Here is a 22,776-nt window from a genome sequence, read left to right on the forward strand (position 1 = left end):
TCGGCTGTGGTCGGCGCGGGTGTCGGGCGGGAGCGGGGGGCGGGGGCGTCGGGCGGGGTCAGTTCGTGAGGACTGAGTGGACGGTTTTCGTGATCACGTCGATGACTTCCTCGGTGGCGAGGGTTCCGGCGCGGACCTGGTCGGCGGCGCCGTGCAGAATGTAGTGGACGACGTTGACCAGCCAGGCGGTGGGCAGGTCGGTGCGGAAGACGCCCTGGTCCTGGCCTCGGCGGATGAGTTCGGCGACGCGCTCGGCGGGGTCGCCGTGCAGTTCCCGCACCCGGCCCGCGGGCAGGACGTCCTCGGCCGCGGTGAGCAGCGCGGCGGACTCGGCGACCAGGCGCCAGCTCGGCGCCAGCAGGCGGCTCATCGCCTCCCGGGCGTCCCCGCCCAGGTCGACCGAGCCCAGGATCTCCTCGCCGTCGCGCAGCGCGGCGCCGAGCGCGGCCTCGACGAGATCGGCCCGCGTGCGGAAGTGCCCGTACAGGGTCATCCTTCCCACGCCCGCGGCCTTGGCGATCTCGTCGGTCGTGGCGCCCGGGTCTGCGCCGAGCAGTTCCCGAGCCGCGGCCACGATGCGGGCGATGCTGCGTTCGGCGTCGGCGCGGCGGCGGGGCCGGGCGGTCGATGCGTCCATGCCCGCACCCTATCTCGTATGCCCGAGTACGGGTTATAGTCGGCCCATGAACTCGTACATGAGCGTACGAGTTAACTGCCTTCGAGAGGCTCCGATGACCCGGCACCCAGCACAGGCACCTCCGCCGCATCCGACCCCGCACCCGGCTCGGTGGCGCATCCTCGGCTTCCTGGGCGTCGCCCAGCTCATGCTGATCCTCGACGTCACGGTGGTGGCGATCGCGCTTCCGCACATCGGGACCGACCTCGGCCTCGGCCGCCAGGCGCTGACGTGGACGGTCAGCGCCTACACCCTCGCCTTCGGCGGGCTGATGCTGCTGGGCGGGCGGATCACCGACCTGCTGGGCGCCAGGAGCGTGGTGCTCGCCGGGCTCGTGCTCTTCGCCGCGGCGTCGCTGGCGACGGGCCTCGCCGGGTCGGCGGCCCTGCTGATCGGCGGGCGCGTCGCCCAGGGGGTCGCGGCGGCGCTGCTGTCGCCCGCGGCGCTCTCCCTGGTCGTCGCCCTGTTCGACGGGGACGAGCGCACCAGGGCGCTCGGTGTGTGGTCCGCGCTGGGCGGGGGCGGCGCCGCCCTCGGCGTCCTACTCGGCGGGCTGCTCACCGCCGGACCCGGCTGGTCCTGGGTCTTCCACGTCAACGTGCCCATCGGCCTGGCGGTCGCGGCGATCCTCGCCGCCCTCCTGCCGGCGCGGGAGGCCCACGCCGGGCGGATCCGGCTCGACCTCCCGGGCGCCCTGCTGGTGACGGCCTCCTCGGCTGCGCTGATCTACGCCCTCATCGCCGCCGGGGAGAGCGGCTGGATCACCGCGCGCACCGGGGTGCTCGTCCTCGCTTCCGCGGCCGGATACGCGCTGTTCGCGTGGTGGCAGCGCCGGGCCGCCTCCCCGCTGATGGACGTGCGCCTGCTCGTCCGGCGGCCCGTGGCGACCGGCGCGTTCCTCATCGCGATGGCGACCGCGCTGATGATCGCCGTGTTCTTCCTCGGCACCTTCTACTTCCAGCAGGCCCGCGGCTACGGCGCGCTGCGCACGGGCCTGCTGTTCCTGCCGGTGGCGGTGGCGACGATGGCCGGCGCGAACCTGACCGGGCGGTTGATCGGCAGGTGGGGCGGGCGGATCCCCGCCGTCGCGGGCCTGGCCCTCGCGGCGACCGGCCTGGCGGTGCCCGCCCTCTCCGCGCATCCGGCGGCCGTCACCGCCGGGGTGGCCGTCGCCGCAGCCGGCACCGGCGCCCTCTTCGTCGTCGCCTCGGCGACCGCCCTCGGCCAGGTGGCCCCGCACGAGGCCGGGATCGCCTCGGGCATCGTCAGCACCTTCCACGAGTTCGGCGCCTCCCTGGGCGCCGCCGTCGTCTCCAGCGTCGCCGCCGCGAGCCTCGCCGGCACCACGCTCGACGGGTTCGCCGACGGGTTCGCCGTCGCCGCGGCGGCCGCGGCGACGGCCGCCCTCGCCGCGGCCCTGATCACCCCGGGACGGCCCGGCGGCGCGCCCTCGCACCAGGACGGGACGGTCGCCTGACACGGATGAGCCCCCTCGTGGACCCGGCGGGCGCATACCGCCGGGTCCTGCCTCATTTGCGGGGTCTGCGTTCGTCGTCGGGGGCGCCGGCGATGAGGTTCTGGAGCCATCTGGCCACATCGTCGATGCGCATGTAGCGCTGCTCGCGGCGAGCCGAGCGGATCATCTTGCGCGAGCCGTTGGGGTAGAAGCGGTGGGCCCACGGGGAGTGGGGGCGGGCCAGGCGCAGCGCGCCGAAGAAGGCGAAGACGCCGATGAAGAGGCCGATGAGGCCCAGCCAGGTCTTGCCCTTCATCACCGAGACGATGGAGAAGCCGAGGTTCGCCAGGAGGTATCCGGCGAAGAGCCACATGCTCTCCTCCTCGCCCTTGTTGTCGGCGATGCCCAGCGGTGTGAAGCCCATGAGCGCCAGGCCGCACAGGGAGATCGCGATGAACACGACCTCGACCGAGAGCCTGCCCTCCTCGCTCCAGTAGACGTCCTGGAGATGGAAGACCAGAGCGAACTCGTCGAGGACCAGCGCGGTGCCGACGCCGAAGACCGCGGCGCACACCGCGGCCCCCACCGACTCCGCGTCGGAGATCGCCAGGCCGGTGACCCCGCCGACGCACATGAACGCCAGCCCGAACACCACGTGGTGGATGTGCTGCCCGCCGGGCGTGACGTTGCCGAACCACCACTTGACGTCGGCGCGGATCAGCCGGACGCTCACCCGGATGAACAGGAAGCCGCAGATGAAGGCGACGAAGAAGCAGAAGAGGCGCAGTTTGCCCGAGTCGAGGATGTCCTGCGAGAACCAGTGCGCCATGACGCCCTGATCCTAGGATCACCCGGCGTGACGGGGCGTCACGACACGCGTGCGGCACTCCTGCGCAGCCAGAGCAGGCCGAGGATCGGCAGCAGCACCGGGACGTAGCCGTAGCCGGAGCCGAAGTGCGACCAGACGGTGGGCTCGGGGAACAGGTCGGGGTCCAGGAAGCTGAACAGGCCGACGCCGAGGACGCCGACGAGTTCGACCGCGATCGCGCCGAGCGCGACCGACCGCTTGGAGCTCCACAGCGCGACCGTGGCCAGCAGGTAGATCACCGCGGCCAGCGCCGACAGCAGGTAGGCGACGGGGGCGTCGTCGAAGCGCAGGGCGAGCTGGACGCCCGAGCGGGCGCCCGCGGCGAGGGTGAAGACCGCGTAGACGGCGACGAGCGCGCGGCCCGGCCCGGAGGCCAGCTCCCGCTCGCCCGCTCCGGCGGGGGCCGCGACTGATTCAGACACCGGTGACGCTCCACAGGTCCTGCATGCGCAGGATGACGACGGGGACGGTGAGGCAGGCGACCGCCGCGGCGACCGAGCCCCACTTGCTGCGCTCCCCTACGGCGAGGAAGGCGCCGACGGGCAGCACCACCAGCGAGCCGATCAGGTAGCCGATGAAGGTGGCCTGCTCGGCGGGCTCGTGCCCGCCCGCGAGCCGCACCGCGGCGACGACGAGCTGGGCCAGCAGCCCGATCTCCACGACGCCCATCGCCACCAGGTGGACCGCCTGGATCATCCTGTCCGCCCGGGACAGCAGCAGGAACCACACCGCGACGGCCAGGGACACCGCGATGAGTGTCCCCGCGAGCCAGCCGACCATGCTCCCTGCTCCCTCCTGGTGACCTCGCCGGAGGGCGAGGCGGCGGACTCACCGTACCGCCGCTCTCCGAAAGGTCGCGCCCGGGTCAGACGTAGGCGGGCAGCGGGCCGTCCGGGATGGGGCCCGACGCTTCGGCGCCCTCATAGGCTGCGGCCAGTCTTTCGACGGCTTCGCGGATCTGGTCGGGCGGCAGCACGAACGGAATCCTGAGGTAGTCCTCCAGGAGGCCTTCGGCGCCGAAGCGCGGTCCGGGGACGACCCGGACGCCGTGCCGCATCGCGGTCCCGCTCACCCAGGAGGCGACGGGGACGGGCAGCCGCGCCCACAGGCACATCCCGCCTTCCGGGACGGTGAAGCACCATTCCGGCAGGCGGGCGCGCAGGGCCGCGACGAGGGCGTCGCGGGACTCGCGCAGCATGGTCCGCCGCTCGGCCCGCACCTCCTCGATCCGGCCGAACAGCTCGGCGGCGATCAGCTGCTCCAGGACGGGCGGGGCGATGTCCATCGGCTCGCGGATCAGGGACAGCCGCTGGGCCAGCGGGATCGTGGTGCGGATCCAGCCGATGCGCAGACCTCCCCAGAAGACCTTCGAGGCCGAGCCGAGGGAGATCACCCGGCCTCCCGTGTCGAAGGAGGCCGTGGGCGACATCTCCTCGGGCGCGTCGATCGACAGTTCGGCGAAGGTCTCGTCGACGACGACCTGGGCCTTGGCCACCCGGGCCGCCTCGGCCAGGGCGGCGCGGTCGGCGGCGCCCATGAGGTGGCCGGTGGGGTTCTGGAAGTCGGGGATCAGGTAGGCGAGGCGGACACCGGCCTGGCGCATGCCGTCGGCGAGCAGTTCGGTGTCCCAGCCCTCGCCGACGCCCACCGTGGACAGGACCGCCCCGCGGTTGCGCAGCGCGGTGAGCGCGTGAGGGTAGGTGGGCCGCTCGACCATCACCGGGTCGCCCGGCCCGACCAGGGCGTGCACGAGGAGGTTCCACGCCTGCTGTCCGCCGTTGGTGACGACGATCTCCTCGGGCCGGGTGGGCAGGCCGCGGAGGGTGTAGCGGTCGGCGATCGCCTCGCGCAGCCGCAGCAGGCCCGACGGCTCGTAGCCGGGGCCGCGGGTGTAGCGCGGCAGGTGCAGGAGGGCGGCCTCGGCCGCCTGGCCGAAGACCGACGGCGCGGGCAGGGAGGCGCAGCCGAGGTCGAGTGTTCCGGGGGCGTCCTGGTTGGTGGCCGTGAAGATCGCGCCCGCGTACAGGTTGGCCGGGGGAAGCGCGGTCCAGCTCCCGGCGCCCTGCCTGCTGGAGACGAAGCCGTCCTCGCGCAGGGCGTCGTAGGCGGAGGTGACGGTGGTCCGGCTGACGGAGAGGGCGGCGGCGAGATCGCGTTCGGCGGGCAGCCTGACGCCGATCGGGAGCCGTCCGTCCTGGATCAGGGTCCTGATGCGCCGGTTCAAGGCCAGATATAGGGGCCGCTCGTGCGGAAGCGGGCCAAGAAGGCGGGCCAATTGGACCCCGCCGAAGTACCGGACTTCACCCATGCAGTCCACTTTGCCCGGTTGGCCTTCGGCAGACAAGCCATTGGCCTCCTCCACCGGAAACCTGCCCGGCGCACCGGCCTCGGCCAGGCGATCCGGCGGGCGATCCGGCAGGCCTTCGGGCCCCCGGACGGAACCGGCGGGGCGATCCGGGTGACGTCCACGCCGCGGAGCCGGAAGAATACGCACATGAGCGTGAGCGTGCCGGGCATTCACCGGCGTATTGCTGAGGAACTGGGCGTCCGGGAGCGGCAGGTCGAGGTGACGGTCGAGCTGCTCGACGGCGGCTCGACCGTGCCCTTCATCGCCCGGTACCGCAAGGAGGTGACCGGAGCCCTCGACGACACCCAGCTGCGCACGCTGGAAGAGCGCCTGCGCTACCTGCGCGAGCTGGAGGAGCGCCGCGCCGCGGTCCTGGAGTCGATCGAGGGCCAGGGCAAGCTGGACGACGCGCTGAAGGACCAGATCCTCCAGGCCGACTCCAAGGCGCGGCTGGAGGACCTCTACCTGCCCTACAAGCCCAAGCGCCGCACCAAGGCCCAGATCGCCCGCGAGAACGGCCTGGAGCCGCTCGCGCTGACCCTCCTGGAAGACCCGTCGCAGGACCCGAAGGCCCTCGCCGAGTCCTACACCGGCGAGAACGTCGCCGACGCCGCCGCCGCGCTGGAGGGCGCCCGCGCGATCCTCGTGGAGAAGTTCGCCGAGGACGGCGACCTCATCGGCGAGCTGCGCGAGCGCATGTGGGGGCGGGGCCGCCTGATCTCCCGCGTCCGCGAGGGCAAGGAGGAGGCCGGAGCCAAGTTCTCCGACTACTTCTCGTTCGACGAGCCGTTCACCAAGCTGCCGTCGCACCGGATCCTCGCCCTGTTCCGCGGCGAGAAGGAGGAGGTACTCGACCTCGTCCTGGAGCCGGAGGAGCCCGTCGAGAGCGGCCCGAGCACCTTCGAGCAGAGCATCGCCCGGCGCTTCGGGGTGAACGACCGGGGCCGCCCCGCCGACAAGTGGCTCCAGGACGCCGTCCGGTGGGCCTGGCGGACCCGCATCCAGGTGCACATCGGCATCGATGTGCGGACCCGGCTGTGGCAGGCCGCCGAGGACGAGGGCGTGCGGGTGTTCGCCGCGAACCTCCGCGACCTCCTGCTGGCCGCCCCCGCGGGCACCCGCGCGACCATGGGCCTCGACCCGGGCCTGCGCACCGGCGTGAAGGTCGCCATCGTGGACGGCACCGGCAAGGTCGTCGCCACCGACACGATCTACCCGCACGAGCCGCGCCGCCAGTGGGACGCCTCCCTCGCGGTGCTGGCCAAGCTGGTCGAGGAGCACAAGGTCGATCTCGTCGCGATCGGCAACGGCACCGCCTCCCGGGAGACCGACAAGCTCGCGGGCGAGCTGGCCAAGCTGATGCCGGGGATCACCAAGATCATGGTGTCCGAGGCGGGCGCGTCGGTGTACTCCGCGTCGGCCTACGCCGCCGCCGAGCTGCCCGGCCTCGACGTGACCCTGCGCGGGGCCGTCTCGATCGCGCGCCGCCTCCAGGACCCGCTGGCCGAGCTCGTCAAGATCGACCCGAAGTCGATCGGCGTCGGCCAGTACCAGCACGACCTGTCGGAGACCAAGCTCTCGCGGTCTCTGGACGCCGTGGTCGAGGACTGCGTGAACGCGGTCGGCGTGGACGTCAACACCGCATCGGTGCCGCTGCTCACCCGGGTCTCCGGCATCGGGCAGGGCCTCGCCGACAGCATCGTCGCCCACCGCGACGCCAACGGGCCGTTCCGCACCCGCAAGGCGCTCAAGGACGTCGCGCGGCTCGGGCCGAAGGCGTTCGAGCAGTGCGCGGGCTTCCTGCGCATCCCCGGCGGCGACGACCCCCTGGACTCCTCGGCCGTCCACCCCGAGGCATACCCGGTCGTCCGGCGCATCCTGGAGGGCACCGGCACCGACCTGAAGTCCCTCATCGGCAGCGCCGCGCTCAAGGGCGTGCGGCCGCAGGACTACGTGGACGACAAGTTCGGCCTCCCGACCGTCACCGACATCCTCAGCGAGCTGGAGAAGCCGGGCCGCGACCCGCGTCCGGCGTTCAAGACCGCGGCGTTCAAGGACGGCGTGGAGAAGCTCACCGACCTCCAGCCGGGGATGCTGCTGGAGGGCGTCGTCACCAACGTGGCGGCCTTCGGCGCCTTCATCGACGTCGGCGTCCACCAGGACGGGCTCGCGCACGTCAGCCAGCTCGCGAACACCTTCGTGAGCGACCCGCGCGACGTCGTCAAGCCCGGCGACGTGGTGCGCGTCAAGGTCCTGGAGGTCGACCTCCAGCGCAAGCGGATCTCGCTGACCCTGCGCCTCGACGAGGACGCCCCGCGGCCCCGGCAGGGCGGCCAGGAGGGCCGTGGCGACCAGCGCGGCGGCGGGCGGCCCCGCGGCGGCGGCCAGGGCGGTCAAGGCGGCAAGGGCGGTCAGGGCGGCCAGAAGGGCAAGGGCGGGGGCGGCGGCGGACGCCGCGAGCAGCCCGCAGCGGGCGGCGCGCTCGCCGACGCGCTGCGCCGCGCCGGCCTCGCCTAGCGCGCAAACGAGACGAAAGAGGGCCGGGGCTCGAAGCCCCGGCCCTTCTTCGTACCCGCAGATCACGGCCCGGCCCCCGCCGGGCCCTGGTCTCAGGCGGTCTCGGGGGCGAGCGCGCCGCCCGCGGGCGCGGCCCGCCACAGCGGGACGGCGACGCCGACGAGCAGCAGCCCGACCGCACCGGCGAGGACGAAGCCCCAGGCGGAGCCCGCCTCGTCGATCACCCAGCCGGTGAGCGGGCCGCCGAACGCCAGGCCGAGGGTCAGCGCCGTCGACTGCAGGCCCATCGCCTCGCCCCGGATCGACTCCGGCACCCGGTGGCTCACCCCCTCGACGACCGAGGCCATCGACGGGGCGCACAGCATGCCCGCCGGGATCAGCGCGAAGGCCAGGAAGCGCCAGTCGCCCACGAGCCCGACCGGGAGCGTCGTGAGCGCCATCAGCCCGACGACCACGAGCGGCGACCGCTCCTTCTTGAGGACGCCGTAGACGAGGCCGCCGATGAGCGACCACAGGCACCAGACGCCGATCACCAGGCCCGACCAGGCGGTCGCGCCGTCGGCCTCAAGGATCGCGACCATCGACAGTTCGCTCGCGACGACGATGAAGGTGCCGGCGGCGGAGGCGAGGAGCAGGGCGAGGATCGGCGGGGTCAGCCACGCGCGGCGGTTCGGCGGGGCCGGGACGCGCTCGACCGGGCCCGCCGCCGGGTCCCGGGTGGGCGGGTTCAGCAGGTACAGCGCCGAACCGGAGCCGACCAGGCCGACGGCGACGACGGCCATCGTCCAGTGGCTGCCGATGGCCGCGCTCGCGGCCGCGGCGAAGGCCGGGCCGACCATGTAGGAGATCTCCCCGAGCACGGAGTCGAGGGAGTAGGCGGGGCGCCTCTCCTCGGCCGGGACCATCACCGAGACGCACTGGCGGATAAGGCCCATGACCGGGATCGCGAAGAGACCCGAGACGAGGGCGCCGACGAGGAGCGCGGCGTAGGGCAGGTAGGAGGCGGACAGCCAGAAGACGAGTTGGACGATCGTCGTGATCCCGACGACGGGCCGCAGCCCGTAGCGGTCGATGAGCCGCCCCGCGATCGGGGCGCCGACCGCGACTCCCAGGGTCGCCCCCGCGCCGACGATGCCCGCCTGGAGGAATCCGAGGGCGAGTTCCTCTCGGACGTACAGGGTCAGGGTGAGGCCCGTGGCGGTCACGGGGATGCGGGCGACGACCCCGACGAGCATGAGGGCGCGGACCCCCGGCAGGGACAGCACCCGCCGGTAAGGCTCTACGGACATCTGGTTCATTACCTCCGACGTCACAGTGTGCCACTTGTGTCACACGTGTTACGCCACAGGTCCGAAATTTTCCGACTGTCGGCTTGACCAGGGGAAAGCGAAGATGTGACCACTCCGCAACCGACTGTTTCCACGCACACGGATCTCGCGGTTTCGCTTGCCCCGACGCGTTACCGCCACTACATTCTTCCGAGATCGACCCGTGATCAACCCCCGAGGTTGCGGCAATGCCGAGGAGTACTACGTGGATGCGGTAGGCCAGAAGCTCCTGGACCTCGCTCAGAGCGAGCTGGGCTACAGCGAAGGCGCGGGCGGTTACACCAAGTTCGGCGACTGGTGGACCAAGAACGTCGACTCCGAGGCGTACTACAAGACCGCCCCCTGGTGCGACATGTTCCTCGCCTGGGCCGCGGACAAGGCCGGCGTCACCGAGTGGGTCGGCCAGTTCGCCGCCACCCGCGACCACGCCCAGTGGTTCGCCGAGCAGGACGCCTGGGGCACCACCCCCGAGCCCGGCGCGATCGTGTTCTTCAACTGGTCGGGCGCCAAGAACCTCGAGTCGATCCAGCACGTCGGCCTCGTCAAGGAGGTCAAGAACGGCAAGATCATCACGATCGAGGCCAACACCCACGACGTCATCGCCGTCCGCGAACGCGAGCCCTCGGACATCGTCGGCTACGGCTACCCGTCCAAGGTCGAGATCAACGGCCTGACCTTCGCCGAGACCGTCGCCCAGGCCGAGGCCAAGGCGAACGCCGTCGACGCGACCGCGGGCTACACGCCCAAGCACGCCGCCCCCGCCCCCACCGTCGCCGAACTCGCCGCCCCCGACGCCGCGGCCGCCGCCCTCACCGGGCAGGCCCCCGCCGACGGCATCGGCGCCCACGACCTCCCCATCAAGGAGGCCGCGATGACGGGCGTCGTCGGCATCGCGATCCTGTCCGTCCTCGCGATCGGCGTCGCCAAGGTGGCCGCCGCCCGCGTCCCGGCCGCCGTCGCCGCCACCCCCAAGCCCCAGGTCCGCAAGCGCGGCCGCCACCACCGCACCTCCGGTGCCGCCCCCGTCGCGCTGCCCGCCGAGATGACGCACTACGACCTCGACGACGCCGAGTCCGGCACCCTGCTGATGCCGGCGATCTCCGCCGAGGTCGCCCAGCAGGCCGAGGACCGCGAGTTCTGGGGCCGCATCGCGCACCTCAAGGAGGACGAGGAGCTCAACTTCTGGAACGACCTGCACTCCGCGGTCGCCCCGGAAGCAGCCCCCACACACGCCGGACGCTGACAGCGTCCGGAGCAGATCCCTGGGGATGAGGGAACAGAAGGGGTGCGGACCCACCGGTCCGCACCCCTTCGTCTGTACTGATGGCCGATGAGCGGACTGTCGGCCTGAGGATCAGCCGGCCGAGGACATCGCCAGTTTGGCGGCGAAGCCCAGGAACACGACGCCGACGGCGCTCGTGGCCGTCGCGGAGACCTTCCTGCGGCGCCGGAACGCCTCGGCGAGGCGGGTCCCGCCGAAGATCAGCACGCTCAGGTAGGCGGCGCTGAACACCTGGAGGATCACCGCGAGGACGGCGAAGGTCAGCGCGGGCACCGGGTAGTCCGGATCCACGTACAGGACGAAGAACGACAGGAAGAACAGGATCGCCTTCGGGTTGAGCAGGCTGATCAGCAGCGCCTTGCGGAACGGGTGCCGCTCCGGGACCGCCGCCTCCTTCGGCTCGGCCGCGACGGGCGCGTGCCGCTCCCGCCACATCCGCACGCCCGAGCGGAGCATCCCGTAGGCCATCCACGCCAGGTACGCGCCGCCGAAGTACTTCACCACCGAGAACGCCACGGGGTTGGTCTTGACCAGCGAGGCAGCCCCGGCCGCCGTCGCGACCATGAGGACCGTGTCGCCCAGGAACACCCCGGCCGCCGCCCGGTAGCCGCCGCGTACGCCGTCCCGGGCCGCCACGCTCAGCGTGAACAGCGAGTTGGGGCCGGGCAGCAGCACGATCAGGAACGCCCCGAGCGTGTAGGCGGTGAGGTCAGTTACGCCGAACATGCCCACGAGTGTGCCACTACGTCCAGCTTGCTCCGCGCGGAACGGACGGCGCCGTCCCGCGCGGAGCCGGCGATCAGCGCCGCATGAGGGCGAAGACCCCCCAGCCGAGGTGCTCACGCAGGTAGCGCGCGTAGCGGGCGGGCTCGGTGGTGAGCTCCTCCCGCACCTCGGGGGCCATCTCGTCGTCGGGGTTCCGGTCGAGCCAGCGGCGCATGCTGAGCCACTGGGCCGCGGTGTAGCGGTCCCAGCTGTCCTGGTCGGCCAGGGTCATCTCCACGACGTCGTAGCCGAGGTCGCCGAACTGCCCGAGCAGCCCGTGCAGGGGCAGGAAGTCGGCCACGCCGGTGGCGTGGCAGGCCCGCGCGGTCTCCTCGTCCGGCGGGACCTGTCGCCAGTAGGGCTCGCCGATCAGCATCATGCCTCCGGGGCGGAGGCTGCGGCCGAGCAGCTCGGCCGTTCCGGCCACGCCGTCGCCGATCCAGGCGGCCCCGACGCAGCAGGCCAGGTCGACCGGCTCCTCGGCGACGTACCCGGCGGCGTCGCCGTGGCGGAACTCGACCCGGTCGGCGACGCCGAGTTCGACGGCGCGGGCCCGGGCCTGCTCGGTGAAGAGCGTGCTGATGTCCACGCCGGTCCCGGTGAAGCCCAGGTCGCGGGCCCAGGTGCACAGCATCTCGCCCGACCCGCTGGCCAGGTCGAGCACCCGGGTCCCGGGCGCGAGGCGGAGCGACGCGCCCAGCACGGCCAGCTTCTCGGGCGTCAGCGGGTCGTGGATGCGGTGGCCGCTCTCGCGGATGGTGAAGATACGGGGAAGGTCCATGATCGATTCCTGTCCGTCAGAGCTTGCGGTGGGCGGAGCGCTTGATCTCGCGCACCAGGCGCGCGATCTCCTTCTTGGGCCGCTCCTGCTCGGCGCGCAGCCGCGCGTCGGCACGCGACGCGGTGTAGGCGTTCTCGCGCTGCAGCCGGTGGTAGCTGTCCAGGCGCCTCCGCGTGAGGCGGCCGTCCTCGACGGCGGCCAGGACCGCGCAGCCCGGCTCGGTGGCGTGGGCGCAGTCGCCGAAGCGGCAGTCCTCGGCCAGCCCGGTGATCTCGGCGAAGGTCCGGTCGAGCCCTTCGCCCGCGTCGTGCAGGCCCACGCCGCGCAGGCCGGGGGTGTCCAGGAGGACCCCTCCGTCCGGCAGCGGCAGCAGTTCCCGCCAGGCGGTGGTGTGCCGGCCCTTGCCGTCGCCGTCGCGCACCGCACCGGTGGCCAGGCGGTCCTCGCCCAGCAGCCGGTTGCCGAGGCTGGACTTGCCCGCGCCCGAGGGCCCGAGCAGGACGACCGTGCCCGTCAGGATGGCGGCGAGGACGTCCATGCCCTCGCCGGTGGCGGCGCTGGTGACCAGCACCTCCGCGCCCGGCGCGACCTCGGCCACTTCGGCGGCCGTCCGTCGGGCGTCCGCGCAGCGGTCGGCCTTGGTGAGCACCACCACCGGGGTAGCGCCGCTCTCCCAGGCCAGGGCGAGCATCCGCTCGATCCGTCCGGGCCGGACCGGATCGGCGAGGGAGACCGCCACGACCACGGTGTCGACGTTCGCGGCGAGGACCTGGCCGCGGGAGGCGCGCGAGGAGGTGGCGCGGACCACGGAGGTCCGGCGCCGCAGAATCCGCACGACGGAGGCGGCCGCGGTGGCCGGGCGCAGCGCCACCCAGTCGCCGGTGCACGGCGTCAGCCGGTCGGCCGCCCCCGGAGGGACCACCGCCTGGACGGGACCGGTCTCGGCGACGACGTCGCACCGGCCCCGCTCGGCCCGCACCACGCGGCCGGGAACGAGTCCACCGGCCCGCGACGGGGTGAAGGAGCGCTCGCGTTCGGTGTCCCAGCCGTAGTCGGCCAGGGTCAGAGCGCGCGCTGAAGAGGGAAGGGAAATGGAAGGTTGATGAAGCACTGTGGAGACCCTCGGAAAGGGGCCCCGCCGGACGGCAGGCGTGCCGGATCTACTCCTGTGACGGAGGAGGGCAGGCGAAGGTCAGGACGAGGCCCGGGAAGTAAGGATGGTCCGGGCACCGCGCACGGCGGTGGTCTCCACGACAGTCATCAACTCACCTCCCTCGGGTTCCGGCAGCCGACACGGTCGTCGCTGCTCGGTTTCAGGCTAACACGACCGCTCCCGTGCCTCCGCACCCTGATCGGCCGTCCCCGCCGTGGTCACCGAGAGTGGGCGAAGGCCGGATGGCCTGCGGGTTTCGCGGGAAGAACCGGCTCATGGAGATGCGTCAGCTCGGTGGTGAAGGCCTCGTCTCGTCGGCGATCGGCTACGGGTCCATGGGGATCTCGGCGTTCTACGGGGCGGCGGACGCCGAAGGGGGCGCCGCGGCCATCCGGCGGGCGCACGAGCTCGGGGTCACCCTGTTCGACACGGCCGAGATGTACGGCTGGGGCGAGAACGAGAGGGTCGTCGGGCAGGCCGTGCAGGGGTTCCGGGACAAGGTCGCCATAGCGACGAAGTTCGGGATCACCCGGGACTTCGGGACGGACAGCCGGCCCGAGCACATCCGGGAGGTCTGCGACAACAGCCTCCGCAACCTCGGCGTCGACCACATCGACCTCTTCTACCAGCACCGGGTCGATCCGAACGTGCCGATCGAGGACGTCGCGGGGACCGTCGGGGAGCTGGTCGGGGCCGGGAAGGTGAAGTACTTCGGGCTCAGCGAGGCGGGGCCGGAGACGGTGCGCAAGGCGCACGCCGTCCATCCGGTGTCGGCGCTGCAGACCGAGTACTCGCTGTTCGAGCGGGACGCCGAACGCCTCTTCCCGACTTTGCGTGAGCTCGGCGTCGGGTTCGTCGCCTACTCGCCGCTCGGCCGCGGCTTCCTCACCGGCACGGCCAGACCCGCCGCCGACTACGACGCCTCCGACATGCGCTCGTTCGATCCGCGCTGGCAGCCGGGGAACTTCGAGAAGAACGTCGAGGCCACCCGCGCGCTGGCCGAACTCGCCGCAGGCAAGGGCGCCACCGTCTCCCAGCTCGCCCTGGCCTGGCTGCTCACCCGCGGCCCGCACATCGTGCCGATCCCCGGCAGCCGCAGGCCCGACCGCGTCGCCGAGAACATCGCAGCCGCCGACCTCCACCTCACCGACGACGACCTGGAGCGCATCGACCAGATCCTCCCCCGCGGCGGCTTCGGCGCCCGCTACGTCGACTCCATGCTCCCCACCTGGACCTGACGCGTCGGCGACAGACTCATCCCGTCTTCAACCACGCAGAGGCCCGGTCGCTCGCAGCCTGACCGGGCCCCGCGTGTCTCGGATGATCAGTGGCGGTGGCGGCAGCCCCACGCGAAGCCGTCGTTGTAGCCGCGCACCCAGCCGCGGGTGTAGGCGCTCTTCTTGTCGGACGAGTAGCTGCGCCGCTCACTGCTCTTCTTGCAGTACCTGCGGCCGTCCCTGACGCCCTGGCGGTAGCCGTCGCGGTAGCCCCTGTTGTATTGCCGGTTGTTCCTGGGCTTTACCTTTCCTACCGTTTCGACGCTCGCCGCCACCGTGGTCCGCTGCGCCTGGGTCTGGACGGCGGCGGCCGTGGCGGCGTGCGCGGGCGCGAAAGCGAGTCCGGCGATCAGAGCGCCGCTCACCAGCAGTTTCTTCGGGTTCATCCATATCCCCCATCGAGTACTCGCGCCGGGGACTACCGGCGACGAGGGCCTCCGGTGCGCGCAGAAAGCATCAGATACAGGCCCGGACGGCATATTTCCCACTAAATGGCCTAATGTGCGCCGCGTCAAAGGGTGCAGCAGTAAATAAATCCTGGCAAATCACCACCGATTACCAGGTGGCAGAGACAGAATCCCTGGGATAACTGCACCTTTCATCGTGTGAGCCACGTCATATCGGCTCCATGTCACAGGGACGGCCCCCGCTTCATCTAGTGGGCGTCGGAACCACCCAGGGAGGCAGAAGATGGACGTGCGGAGCGGACACAGGATCGTCGTCCTCGGCGCCGGGTACGCGGGCATGGCGGCGGCGGTGCAACTCGCGACCCGGGTCCGGGGCCGGGACGGGGTGCGGGTCACCGTCGTCAACGGCAGCGAGGCGTTCACCGAGCGGATGCGGCTGCACGAGGTCGGCGCGGGGACGGAGCCGACCGGGCCGAGCATCCCGGAAGTGCTCGCGGGCACCGGGGCTGAGTTCGTCAGGGGCCTCGTCACCGCCGTCGACGCGGCAGCCCGCACCGTCGTCCTCGACGGCCGAAGGACGCTGCACTACGACTCGCTCGTCTACGCCCTCGGATCCGTCGCGGACACCGCCGACGCGTCCGGCGCGGCCGAGCACGCCCTCACCCTCGACGGCGCGGACGCGGCGGCGCGGCTCGCGGCCAGGCTCGGGGGTATGGCGGCGGGGTCCGTCGTCGTCGCGGGCACCGGCCTCACCGGGGTCGAGACCGCCGCCGAGATCGCCGAACGCCTCCCCGGGCTCAGCGTCACCCTTCTCGGCAGGAGGGAGCCCGGCGCGGGCCTCCACCCGCGCGCCGGAAGGCACCTTCGCGAAGCCCTCGCCCGCCTCGGCGTCCGGACCGTCATGGACGAGGTCGTGAAGGTGCTTCCCGACCACGTCGCCCTCGCGAGCGGGGATTCGGTGCCCGCCGACGTCGTCGTCTGGACGGCCGGGACGCGGATCTCCCCGCTCGCCGAAGCGGCCGGGCTCGCCGTCGACGAGCGCGGCAGGATCGTCACCGACGCCTCGCTCCGCTCGGTGTCCCACCCTGACGTCTACGCCGTCGGAGACGCCGCGGCGATCCGCCAGACTTACGGCGTGATGCACGGAACCTGCCAGGGCGGCATGCCGAGCGGCGTGCACGCCGCGCTCTCCCTCCTCCGGAACCTCGACGGCAAGGCGCCGGAACCCTTCCGTTTCGGGTACTTCCACACACCGGTGAGCCTCGGTCGCGCTGACGCCGTCGTCCAGTTCACCCGGCCCGACGGCGCCCCGCGCGGGCTGGTCCTGACGGGCAGGGCCGCCGTGAAGTACAAGGAGACGGTCACCGCCGCCCCCTGGCCGACGTTCCTGCGGATGCGGCGGATACCCGCCTCCGGGGCTTTCTGGACCAAGGGCGGCCGCGCCACCAAGGGCGCGCGGTGAGCGCCGCGGGGCAGGAGGTGTTCGAGGAGCACCGGGCGCTGCTGTTCTCCGTCGCCTACCGGGTGCTCGGCTCGGCCGCCGACGCCGATGACGCCGTGCAGGACGCGTGGCTGCGGTGGTCGGCGGCCGACCGGTCCGGCGTCGCCGACGCCAAGGCCTACCTCGCGCGCACCACGGCGAACCTCGCGCTGGAGCGGCTGCGTTCGGCGCGGTCCCAGCGGGAGGCCTACGTCGGACCGTGGCTGCCCGAACCCGTCCCGACCGGTGACGACGCGCCCGATCCCGACACCGTCTCGATCGCCCTGCTCGTCGTCCTGGAGACGCTGAGCCCCCTGGAGCGGGCGGTGTTCGTGCTGCGGGAGGCCTTCGCGTTCGACTACGCGGAGATCGCCCTGGCCGTCGACCGGTCCGAGGCGGCGGTGCGCCAGGCGGCGCACCGGGCCCGTCAGCACGTCCAGGCCCGCAGGCCGCGCTTCACCGCCGACCGGGCGGTGCGCCGGGACGTCACCGAGCGGTTCCTCGCTGCGGCCGGCGGCGGCGACCTCAACCCGCTCATGGACCTGCTGTCCCCGGACGTCGCCCTGTGGACGGACGGCGGCGGCAAGGTCCGCCAGGCGCTCAAGCCGATCATCGGGGCGGAGCGGGTGGCCGCCTGGTTCGCGCAGATGGGCAGGCACCCGTACGAGGGCGTCAAGCCCGAGCAGATGGGCGTCTCCCTCGTGGCGCTGAACGGGTCGCCCGCGCTCGTCTTCCGCGCGGCCGGCCGGGTGCTGTCGACCGTGTGCCTCGACATCGGGCCCGACGGGCTGATCACCGCTCTGCACAACCTCGCGAACCCCGACAAGCTCGCCGCCGTCGCCGAAGGCACCGTCCGCGACCTCTGACCCAGCGGCGGGCGTAGGCCGAGGCCGTCCGCGATCAGGACGGCCGCGGCCTCGGGGGTGCGCCGGAGTTCTGCGACGCTCCGCGGAAACCGATCTCGCCGCCGATGTAGAGGACCGCTTCTCCGCTCCGACCTCCTGGGGAGTCATCGAGAGAGAAGAGGTGCCGAAGATGCGCTACCGGCTGGGGTTCCTGCTGCTCCTGCTGCCGACCTTCCTGGTCGCACTGGACACCACGGCGCTGCTGCTCGCGCTGCCGCGGCTGAGCGCCGATCTGGGCGCGGACGGCGTCGCGCAGCTGTGGATCAGCGACGGCTACGGGTTCATGGTCGCCGGGCTCGTCATCACCATGGGGACGCTCGGCGACCGGATCGGGCGCAGACGCCTGCTCCTGGCGGGCGCGGCCGGGTTCGCGGTCCTCTCGGTCGCGGCGGCGTTCGCGACCGGGCCGCTGGCGCTGATCGTCGTGCGGGCGCTGCTGGGCGTCGCCGGGGCCACCCTCGCGCCCTCGACGCTGGCGCTCATCACTGACATGTTCCGCGACGAGCGGGAGCGGGGCAGGGCGATCGCGATCTGGGCGACGTGCCAGTTCGCGGGCGGCGCGCTCGGGCCCGTGCTCGCCGGGTTCCTGCTCCAGTACTTCTGGTGGGGCTCGGTGTTCCTGGTCGCGGTGCCCGCCATGGCACTGCTGCTGGTCGCCGGGCCGTTCCTGCTGCCGGAGTCACGCGGCGAGCGCGCGGGGCGGCTGGATCCCGGCAGCGTCGTGCTGTCGCTCGCGGCGGTCCTGCCGGTCGTCTACGGGGTCAAGCAGCTCGCGGTAGGCGGCGCCGCGCTCCTTCCCGCGGGCGCGGTCGTCGCCGGATCGGTGCTCGGCGCGGTGTTCGTGCGGCGGCAGCTGCGGCTGGAGCGGCCGCTGCTCGACCTGCGCCTGCTGCGCTCCCGTCCGGTCGCCGCGGTGCTCGTCGCGCTGGTCCTCGCGGGGATCGCCATGGCCGGGACGGGCCTGCTGGTGACCCAGTACCTCCAGAACGTGCTGGGGCACTCCCCCGGGGTGTCGGCGCTGCTGTTCGCGCCGATGGGACTGGGCGTGGCGGTCGGCACCCTCGCCTCGCCCGCGCTGGCCGGGCGGATGAGCGCGCCGACGGCGATCGCCGGGGGCCTCGCGGTGTCGGCGGTGGGCTGCCTGCTGCTCGTCGGCGCCGACGGGGCGCGGGCCCTGCCGCTGGTGGTCGCGGGCATCTCGATCCTGGCGCTGGGCACGGGCCCGCTGTTCGCGCTGGGCACCGGGCTGGTCGTCGGCTCGGTCCGGCCGGAGCGGGCCGGGTCGGCGGCGTCGCTGTCGGAGACCGCCAGCTACCTCGGCGGCTCGCTCGGCTTCGCGCTGCTGGGCGTGCTCGCCGCGGCGGTCTACCGCGGCGAGATGGACGGCGCGTCCGACTCGCTGGCCGAAGCGGTCTCCGCGAGCTCCGGCGCCGGTCAGGGCGCGGAGCTGCTGGCGCAGGCCCGAGCCGCGTTCACCGCGAGCCTGCACGTCAACGCGGCGGTCTCCGCGGTCCTGTTCGCCGCCCTCGCCGTCCTGTTCGGCGCGCTCCGCCGAGCCTCGCGCACCGTCCCGGAGCCGGTGCCCGAGCCGGAGACGACCCGTGCGTAGCCCCGCTCACCGGGAGGTGTCGGCCTTGAGCCAGTCGGCGAAGGAGACGCGGCCCAACTCCGCGGGGCCTTCGGGGACGAGGCTGCCCTCCTGAAGGGTGGAGCCGAAGTAGCGCGCGGCGGGATCGGCGACGACCTCTCGGGCGTCGCCGCGGGCCCGGAGCGCGGTGCGGACCACCTCGTCGAAGCGGAGGCGGTCCGGTCCGGCGACCTCCACGAACCCGTCGCGGGGCGGGGCCGCCGCGGCGCGGGCGACGGCCTCGGCGACGTCCGCGGCGGCCATCGGCTGGAACGCCACGGGCGGGATGGGCACCGTGTCGCCGCCCTCGGCCGCGGTGTCGGCGATGCCGCCGAGGAACTCGAAGAACTGGGTGGCCTGCACGATCGTGTACGGGATCGCGGACGCCTCGATCAGCTCCTCCTGCGCCCGCTTGGCCCGGAAATATCCGTTGTCGGGCAGCCGGGACGTCCCCACGATCGACAGGGCGACGTGATGGCCCACCCCGGCTTCGGCCTCGGCCGCCAGCAGGTTGCGGGTCGAGGCGGTGAAGAACCCCATGACGTCGTCCGGGGCGAACGACGGCGAGTTCGCCACGTCGACCACCACGTCCGCGCCGCGCAGCGCCTCGGCCAGCCCCTCTCCCGTGACGGCGTCGACACCGCTCGACGGCGAGGCCGCGACCGCCTCGTGCCCCTGCTCGGCGAGCCGCGCGACGACCTGCCGTCCGATCAGCCCGCTGCCCCCGATGACCACGATCTTCATGGCGTCCCCCTTCCCACCGGCCTTCCGGCCAACCCCCGGGTCAGACGGCGGCGGGGGTCCGGTCGGTGGCCATGCGGACGGCGAAGACGGCGAGGACGGAGCCGGTGACGCGGCGCTGGAGGCCCAGCCAGAACGGGCGGGCCGCGAGGAAGGCCGACAGCGACCCGGCGAGGAGGACGAACAGGCCGTTGAAGGTGACGGCCACGGCGATCTGCACCAGGGCGAGCAGAAGGCTCTGGAGCGCGACGTGGCCGCGCGCGGGATCGACGAACTGGGGCAGCAGCGACACGTAGAGGATCGCGATCTTCGGGTTGAGCAGCGACGTCAGGAAGCCCATCGCCAGCAGGCGGCGCGGCCGGTCCGGCGCGAGGTCGCGCGGCGTGAACGCGGACCTGCCTCCGGGGCGCAGCGCCTGCCAGGCGAGCCAGCCCAGGTAGGCGGCCCCGGCCAGCTTGAGCGCAAGGTAGAGCGCCGGCACGAGCGCGAAGACGGCGACGAGCCCCGCGGTCACCGCCGCCGCGTACACCGCGAACGCCGCGGCCACGCCCGCGAGCGACACCAAGCCCGCCCGCCTCCCCTGCGCGACCGACCGCGACACCAGGTACACCATGTTCGGCCCGGGGGTCAGCACCATGCCGAGGGCCACCGCCGCGATCCCCAGGACCGCTCCACTGTTCACCACACCCTCACCCTGGCCCGGGACCCGCTCCGGGCTCCAGTGCCAATCCGAACAAGTGGCCCGATCAGGCGCGCCGCGAGCGCCCGGCCGCGCCCCGCGTGAGACGCCGCGCCATCCGTCAGGGGATGAGGAGGACCTTGCCGCGGACGCCTCCTCGCTCGCTGCGGGCATGGACGTCCGGGAGGGAGGCGAGCGGGAGGGTCTCGGAGACGTCCACGGCCAGAGCCCCCGCGTCGACGAGGGAGACGAGCCGGGCGAGGTCGGCCGGGTCGTTGCGGGCGGCGAAGTGGGGGTGGCCCGGGATCGGAGCTGCGGCCGAGACCGCGCGGCCGCCCGGCCGGAGCAGCGCCGGGAGCGCGGCGGCCTCCTCCGGGCCGAGCGGGACCAGGTTGATCAGGACGTCGGCCCCGCCGGGCAGCGGCCGGGAGGTGTAGTCCACGACCCGGTCCGCGCCCTGCCCCCGGACCGCGGCGGCGCTGCGCGGGCCGGCCGTGGCGGTGACGAACGCCCCTCGGAGCTTGGCCAGCTGGACGGCGAAGCCGCCGATCCCGCCGCCCGCCCCGTTGACGAGGACGTGGTCGCCCTCGCGCACGGCGGCGTGCTCGACGATGGCCTGCCACGCCGTCAGGCCCGCCACCGGGAGCGCCGCGGCGTGCGCCAGGGGCAGCGCGTCCGGAGCCGCTACAAGCGTCTCCGCCTCGGCGACCGCGTAGCGGGCGGCGCCTCCGCCCGCGTCGACCCGGCCCACCACCCGGTCGCCCGCCGACCACGGCCCGGCCCCGCGCACGACGGTGCCCGCGACGTCCCAGCCCGGTGTGTGCGGCAGGGCGAGCGGGAGCACCGCTCGCAGCAGCCCCGCGCGCAGGGCAGCCTCGGTCGGGTTGAAGGAGGTGGCCGCGACCTCGATGAGCACCTCGCCGGGCCCCGGCTCCGGGACGGGGACGCGCTCGATCCCGATGACCTCGGGCGGACCGTAGCTGTGGAACCTCGCGGCATGCATCATGTGTCGGACCCTAGGTACATCGGACGAGATGATGAATGCCGAGAAGTCCTGATCTTTTGCGCGATCGTCTCTTGCGCAATCCTGGCCGATTCCCCCGACCGGCCGCTGGCCCCAGCACCGGTCCTCGGCCCCGCTTCGGACGCGCCGCTGCTCGTCTCCGACACCGCGGGCGGCACCGGGCCCCGTACCGTGACCCTCTGCGGCGGGTACCGGCTGGCCTCCGGACGCGTCCACCCGCTCCTGCTCGGCATGCCCGACACGGTCCGGCTGGAGTCGAGACGGCACCGGCGGCTGGGCGCGGCGATCGAGCTGCTCCGGGCCGAGTCCGAAGACCCGGCGCAGGGCTCCTGGGCTGCCGTCCCGGCCCTGCTGGACCTGCTTCTGGTCTACGTCCTGCGCGCCTGGTCGGCCGAGCAGCCGGACGGAGCCGGGTGGGCCGCCGCGCTCCGCGACCCGGCCGTCGCCGCTGCCCTGTCCGCGCTGCACGCCGACCCTGCGCGCCCCTGGACCGTCCGGTCCCTGGCCGACGCGGCGGGCCTGTCCCGGGCCGCGTTCGCCCGCCGCTTCACGACCCTTGTGGGCCGCCCTCCCCTGGCCTACCTGACCTGGTGGCGGATGGTCCTCGCGGTCCGCCTCCTGCGCGAGACCGACGCCCCGCTCTCCGCCGTCGCCTCCCGCACGGGCTATGCCTCCGAGTTCTCCCTGTCCCACGCCTTCAAGCGCGCGCACGGCACCTCCCCGGGAGCCTACCGGCGCACCCGCTGACGCGCCGAAAACCCGTCGGACGCCGGGACGGGCGCACGTAGGGTCCTCGACATGGCGATGGCGAAGAAGAACGCGCGGCTGATCGACGTCGGCGAACCTGCGTTCCGGTGGAGGATCCCGCGGCGGCCGACCTACGCCCAGGGGCTCGGGAAATCCCCGCTGACCTTCGTGCTGGAGCGGGGCCGGCAGCCGGGCCAGGGCAGGCCGGCGTTCGCGCTCTCCCTGGACGACAGGGCGCTCCCCCGGTGAGCGTGCGGGAGGCTGAGGCGCGGGACCTGCCGGAACTGCCCGGCATCGAGGCAAGCGGCGACGCGCTGTTCGCCGCGGTCGGCATCGTGTTCGCGGCCGCGCCCACCGTGATCGAGGGGCTCGCGGGGAGGGCGCGCGTCCTGGTCGTCGGGGAGCCCGTCGCCGGGTTCGCGGCGGTGACGGAGGTCGACGGACTGCCCTACCTTGAGCAGATATCGGTGCGCGCCGACCAGGTCGGGCGGGGGCTCGGGAGCGAGCTGCTGCGGGCCGTCATCGCGGAGGCGGAAGGCGGCCTCACCCTGCTCACCTTCCGCGACGTGCCCTGGAACGGCCCCTGGTACCGCCGCTTCGGATTCGTGGAGCTGCCCCCGGAGGAGTTCGGGCCGGAACTGCGCGAACACTGGCGGGCCGAGATCACCGCGGGCCTGCACGCCCTCGGCCCCCGGCTGGCCATGCGCCTGCCCTGA

23 protein-coding genes are annotated in these 22,776 nt (G+C 73.2%); 10 read left to right on the forward strand and 13 right to left on the reverse strand.

Translation table 11 applies throughout. The features are described from left to right. Nucleotides 1-58: 58 nt before the first annotated feature. Entirely contained in the window at nucleotides 59-637 is a 579-nt protein-coding gene (locus ACYVOM_RS19985; RefSeq protein ID WP_460304931.1) for a TetR/AcrR family transcriptional regulator, read from the reverse strand. 58 nt (nucleotides 638-695) lie between these two features. Here ACYVOM_RS19985 and ACYVOM_RS19990 point away from each other — a divergent pair, with 58 nt between their 5' ends. After that, nucleotides 696-2,153: an MFS transporter gene (locus tag ACYVOM_RS19990; RefSeq protein WP_460304932.1), complete on the forward strand. Its 1,458-nt coding sequence runs from the start codon at nucleotides 696-698 to the stop codon at nucleotides 2,151-2,153. A 52-nt stretch (nucleotides 2,154-2,205) separates the two neighbouring features. On the opposite strand, the gene ACYVOM_RS19995 is transcribed toward ACYVOM_RS19990, so the two are convergent. The 4 genes from ACYVOM_RS19995 to yczR all read right to left on the reverse strand — a co-directional run bounded on the left by ACYVOM_RS19995 (nucleotide 2,206) and on the right by yczR (nucleotide 5,308). Beyond that, nucleotides 2,206-2,961, reverse strand: coding sequence for a hypothetical protein (locus ACYVOM_RS19995; protein WP_460304933.1), 756 nt, complete (start codon nucleotides 2,959-2,961; stop codon nucleotides 2,206-2,208). Nucleotides 2,962-2,999: 38 nt separating this feature from the next. Next, nucleotides 3,000-3,422, reverse strand: coding sequence for a hypothetical protein (locus ACYVOM_RS20000; protein WP_460304934.1), 423 nt, complete (start codon nucleotides 3,420-3,422; stop codon nucleotides 3,000-3,002). Beyond that, the gene (locus tag ACYVOM_RS20005; protein ID WP_460304935.1) at nucleotides 3,415-3,780 is read right to left on the reverse strand and encodes a hypothetical protein; all 366 of its coding nucleotides are present in this window, start codon (nucleotides 3,778-3,780) and stop codon (nucleotides 3,415-3,417) included. Before ACYVOM_RS20005 ends, ACYVOM_RS20000 begins: the two co-directional genes overlap by 8 nt. 85 nt (nucleotides 3,781-3,865) lie before the next feature. Continuing rightward, on the reverse strand, nucleotides 3,866-5,308 hold the full coding sequence (gene yczR, locus ACYVOM_RS20010; protein ID WP_460305320.1) for a MocR-like transcription factor YczR: 1,443 nt from the start codon (nucleotides 5,306-5,308) through the stop codon (nucleotides 3,866-3,868). 186 nt (nucleotides 5,309-5,494) lie between these two features. Here yczR and ACYVOM_RS20015 point away from each other — a divergent pair, with 186 nt between their 5' ends. Then, a complete protein-coding gene (locus tag ACYVOM_RS20015; protein ID WP_460304936.1) occupies nucleotides 5,495-7,864 on the forward strand; it encodes a Tex family protein in 2,370 nt (789 codons plus the stop codon). Between the two features lie 92 nt (nucleotides 7,865-7,956). On the opposite strand, the gene ACYVOM_RS20020 is transcribed toward ACYVOM_RS20015, so the two are convergent. Beyond that, nucleotides 7,957-9,153, reverse strand: coding sequence for an MFS transporter (locus ACYVOM_RS20020; protein WP_460304937.1), 1,197 nt, complete (start codon nucleotides 9,151-9,153; stop codon nucleotides 7,957-7,959). A gap of 244 nt (nucleotides 9,154-9,397) precedes the next feature. Here ACYVOM_RS20020 and ACYVOM_RS20025 point away from each other — a divergent pair, with 244 nt between their 5' ends. Then, nucleotides 9,398-10,435: a CHAP domain-containing protein gene (locus ACYVOM_RS20025; RefSeq protein WP_460304938.1), complete on the forward strand. Its 1,038-nt coding sequence runs from the start codon at nucleotides 9,398-9,400 to the stop codon at nucleotides 10,433-10,435. A gap of 111 nt (nucleotides 10,436-10,546) precedes the next feature. Here the strand turns inward: ACYVOM_RS20025 and leuE are convergent, their stop codons facing one another. From leuE to rsgA, 3 genes are all read right to left on the reverse strand, one after another. Further along, complete coding sequence (gene leuE, locus ACYVOM_RS20030) at nucleotides 10,547-11,200, reverse strand: leucine efflux protein LeuE (protein WP_460304939.1); 654 nt, start codon at nucleotides 11,198-11,200, stop codon at nucleotides 10,547-10,549. 73 nt (nucleotides 11,201-11,273) lie between these two features. Further along, nucleotides 11,274-12,020: an SAM-dependent methyltransferase gene (locus ACYVOM_RS20035; protein WP_460304940.1), complete on the reverse strand. Its 747-nt coding sequence runs from the start codon at nucleotides 12,018-12,020 to the stop codon at nucleotides 11,274-11,276. 16 nt (nucleotides 12,021-12,036) lie between these two features. Continuing rightward, nucleotides 12,037-13,131, reverse strand: a complete 1,095-nt coding sequence (gene rsgA / locus ACYVOM_RS20040) for a ribosome small subunit-dependent GTPase A (protein WP_460304941.1) — start codon at nucleotides 13,129-13,131, stop codon at nucleotides 12,037-12,039. Nucleotides 13,132-13,448: 317 nt separating this feature from the next. On the opposite strand from rsgA, the gene ACYVOM_RS20045 reads away from it, so the two are divergent. Beyond that, nucleotides 13,449-14,411: an aldo/keto reductase gene (locus ACYVOM_RS20045; protein WP_460304942.1), complete on the forward strand. Its 963-nt coding sequence runs from the start codon at nucleotides 13,449-13,451 to the stop codon at nucleotides 14,409-14,411. A gap of 86 nt (nucleotides 14,412-14,497) precedes the next feature. Here ACYVOM_RS20045 and ACYVOM_RS20050 read toward each other — a convergent pair whose 3' ends face one another. Continuing rightward, nucleotides 14,498-14,836: a hypothetical protein gene (locus tag ACYVOM_RS20050; protein ID WP_460304943.1), complete on the reverse strand. Its 339-nt coding sequence runs from the start codon at nucleotides 14,834-14,836 to the stop codon at nucleotides 14,498-14,500. 304 nt (nucleotides 14,837-15,140) lie between these two features. Here ACYVOM_RS20050 and ACYVOM_RS20055 point away from each other — a divergent pair, with 304 nt between their 5' ends. The 3 genes from ACYVOM_RS20055 to ACYVOM_RS20065 all read left to right on the forward strand — a co-directional run bounded on the left by ACYVOM_RS20055 (nucleotide 15,141) and on the right by ACYVOM_RS20065 (nucleotide 18,851). Continuing rightward, nucleotides 15,141-16,319 carry an NAD(P)/FAD-dependent oxidoreductase gene (locus ACYVOM_RS20055; RefSeq protein ID WP_460304944.1) on the forward strand — a complete coding sequence of 393 codons (1,179 nt, stop codon included), beginning with the start codon at nucleotides 15,141-15,143 and terminating at the stop codon, nucleotides 16,317-16,319. After that, nucleotides 16,316-17,203 (forward strand): RNA polymerase sigma factor SigJ, encoded by an 888-nt coding sequence (gene sigJ / locus ACYVOM_RS20060; protein ID WP_460304945.1) that lies wholly within the window; start codon nucleotides 16,316-16,318, stop codon nucleotides 17,201-17,203. Before ACYVOM_RS20055 ends, sigJ begins: the two co-directional genes overlap by 4 nt. A gap of 169 nt (nucleotides 17,204-17,372) precedes the next feature. Next, nucleotides 17,373-18,851, forward strand: a complete 1,479-nt coding sequence (locus tag ACYVOM_RS20065; protein WP_460304946.1) for an MFS transporter — start codon at nucleotides 17,373-17,375, stop codon at nucleotides 18,849-18,851. 6 nt (nucleotides 18,852-18,857) lie between these two features. Here ACYVOM_RS20065 and ACYVOM_RS20070 read toward each other — a convergent pair whose 3' ends face one another. The 3 genes from ACYVOM_RS20070 to ACYVOM_RS20080 all read right to left on the reverse strand — a co-directional run bounded on the left by ACYVOM_RS20070 (nucleotide 18,858) and on the right by ACYVOM_RS20080 (nucleotide 21,295). Beyond that, nucleotides 18,858-19,613: an SDR family oxidoreductase gene (locus ACYVOM_RS20070; protein WP_460304947.1), complete on the reverse strand. Its 756-nt coding sequence runs from the start codon at nucleotides 19,611-19,613 to the stop codon at nucleotides 18,858-18,860. A 40-nt stretch (nucleotides 19,614-19,653) separates the two neighbouring features. Next, complete coding sequence (locus tag ACYVOM_RS20075) at nucleotides 19,654-20,292, reverse strand: LysE family translocator (RefSeq protein ID WP_460304948.1); 639 nt, start codon at nucleotides 20,290-20,292, stop codon at nucleotides 19,654-19,656. Between the two features lie 118 nt (nucleotides 20,293-20,410). Then, a complete protein-coding gene (locus ACYVOM_RS20080) occupies nucleotides 20,411-21,295 on the reverse strand; it encodes an NADP-dependent oxidoreductase (protein WP_460304949.1) in 885 nt (294 codons plus the stop codon). On the opposite strand from ACYVOM_RS20080, the gene ACYVOM_RS20085 reads away from it, so the two are divergent. From ACYVOM_RS20085 to ACYVOM_RS20095, 3 genes are read left to right on the forward strand one after another with little or no spacing between them, the layout of a single operon-like run. Beyond that, nucleotides 21,287-22,060, forward strand: a complete 774-nt coding sequence (locus ACYVOM_RS20085) for a helix-turn-helix transcriptional regulator (RefSeq protein WP_460304950.1) — start codon at nucleotides 21,287-21,289, stop codon at nucleotides 22,058-22,060. The genes ACYVOM_RS20080 and ACYVOM_RS20085 overlap by 9 nt on opposite strands. A 51-nt stretch (nucleotides 22,061-22,111) precedes the next feature. Then, complete coding sequence (locus ACYVOM_RS20090) at nucleotides 22,112-22,309, forward strand: hypothetical protein (RefSeq protein ID WP_460304951.1); 198 nt, start codon at nucleotides 22,112-22,114, stop codon at nucleotides 22,307-22,309. Continuing rightward, the gene (locus ACYVOM_RS20095) at nucleotides 22,306-22,776 is read left to right on the forward strand and encodes a GNAT family N-acetyltransferase (RefSeq protein WP_460304952.1); all 471 of its coding nucleotides are present in this window, start codon (nucleotides 22,306-22,308) and stop codon (nucleotides 22,774-22,776) included. The genes ACYVOM_RS20090 and ACYVOM_RS20095 overlap by 4 nt, the downstream gene beginning before the upstream one ends.

It is taken from the genome of Actinocorallia aurea (genome assembly GCF_054783995.1).

Excerpts from the sequence above, each read along its gene's own strand:
- ACYVOM_RS20020 (WP_460304937.1), bottom strand. The coding sequence starts at position 9,153 with ATGTCCGTAGAGCCTTACCGGCGGGTGCTGTCCCTGCCGGGGGTCCGC.
- leuE (WP_460304939.1), bottom strand. The coding sequence starts at position 11,200 with ATGTTCGGCGTAACTGACCTCACCGCCTACACGCTCGGGGCGTTCCTG.
- ACYVOM_RS20090 (WP_460304951.1), top strand. The coding sequence starts at position 22,112 with ATGGCGATGGCGAAGAAGAACGCGCGGCTGATCGACGTCGGCGAACCT.
- ACYVOM_RS20035 (WP_460304940.1), bottom strand. The coding sequence starts at position 12,020 with ATGGACCTTCCCCGTATCTTCACCATCCGCGAGAGCGGCCACCGCATC.
- ACYVOM_RS19995 (WP_460304933.1), bottom strand. The coding sequence starts at position 2,961 with ATGGCGCACTGGTTCTCGCAGGACATCCTCGACTCGGGCAAACTGCGC.
- ACYVOM_RS19990 (WP_460304932.1), top strand. The coding sequence starts at position 696 with ATGAGCGTACGAGTTAACTGCCTTCGAGAGGCTCCGATGACCCGGCAC.
- ACYVOM_RS20065 (WP_460304946.1), top strand. The coding sequence starts at position 17,373 with ATGCGCTACCGGCTGGGGTTCCTGCTGCTCCTGCTGCCGACCTTCCTG.
- ACYVOM_RS20055 (WP_460304944.1), top strand. The coding sequence starts at position 15,141 with ATGGACGTGCGGAGCGGACACAGGATCGTCGTCCTCGGCGCCGGGTAC.
- ACYVOM_RS20070 (WP_460304947.1), bottom strand. The coding sequence starts at position 19,613 with ATGAAGATCGTGGTCATCGGGGGCAGCGGGCTGATCGGACGGCAGGTC.
- ACYVOM_RS20080 (WP_460304949.1), bottom strand. The coding sequence starts at position 21,295 with ATGATGCATGCCGCGAGGTTCCACAGCTACGGTCCGCCCGAGGTCATC.
- ACYVOM_RS20050 (WP_460304943.1), bottom strand. The coding sequence starts at position 14,836 with ATGAACCCGAAGAAACTGCTGGTGAGCGGCGCTCTGATCGCCGGACTC.
- ACYVOM_RS19985 (WP_460304931.1), bottom strand. The coding sequence starts at position 637 with ATGGACGCATCGACCGCCCGGCCCCGCCGCCGCGCCGACGCCGAACGC.
- ACYVOM_RS20005 (WP_460304935.1), bottom strand. The coding sequence starts at position 3,780 with ATGGTCGGCTGGCTCGCGGGGACACTCATCGCGGTGTCCCTGGCCGTC.
- ACYVOM_RS20085 (WP_460304950.1), top strand. The coding sequence starts at position 21,287 with ATGCATCATGTGTCGGACCCTAGGTACATCGGACGAGATGATGAATGC.
- ACYVOM_RS20015 (WP_460304936.1), top strand. The coding sequence starts at position 5,495 with ATGAGCGTGAGCGTGCCGGGCATTCACCGGCGTATTGCTGAGGAACTG.
- yczR (WP_460305320.1), bottom strand. The coding sequence starts at position 5,308 with ATGGGTGAAGTCCGGTACTTCGGCGGGGTCCAATTGGCCCGCCTTCTT.
- ACYVOM_RS20045 (WP_460304942.1), top strand. The coding sequence starts at position 13,449 with ATGGAGATGCGTCAGCTCGGTGGTGAAGGCCTCGTCTCGTCGGCGATC.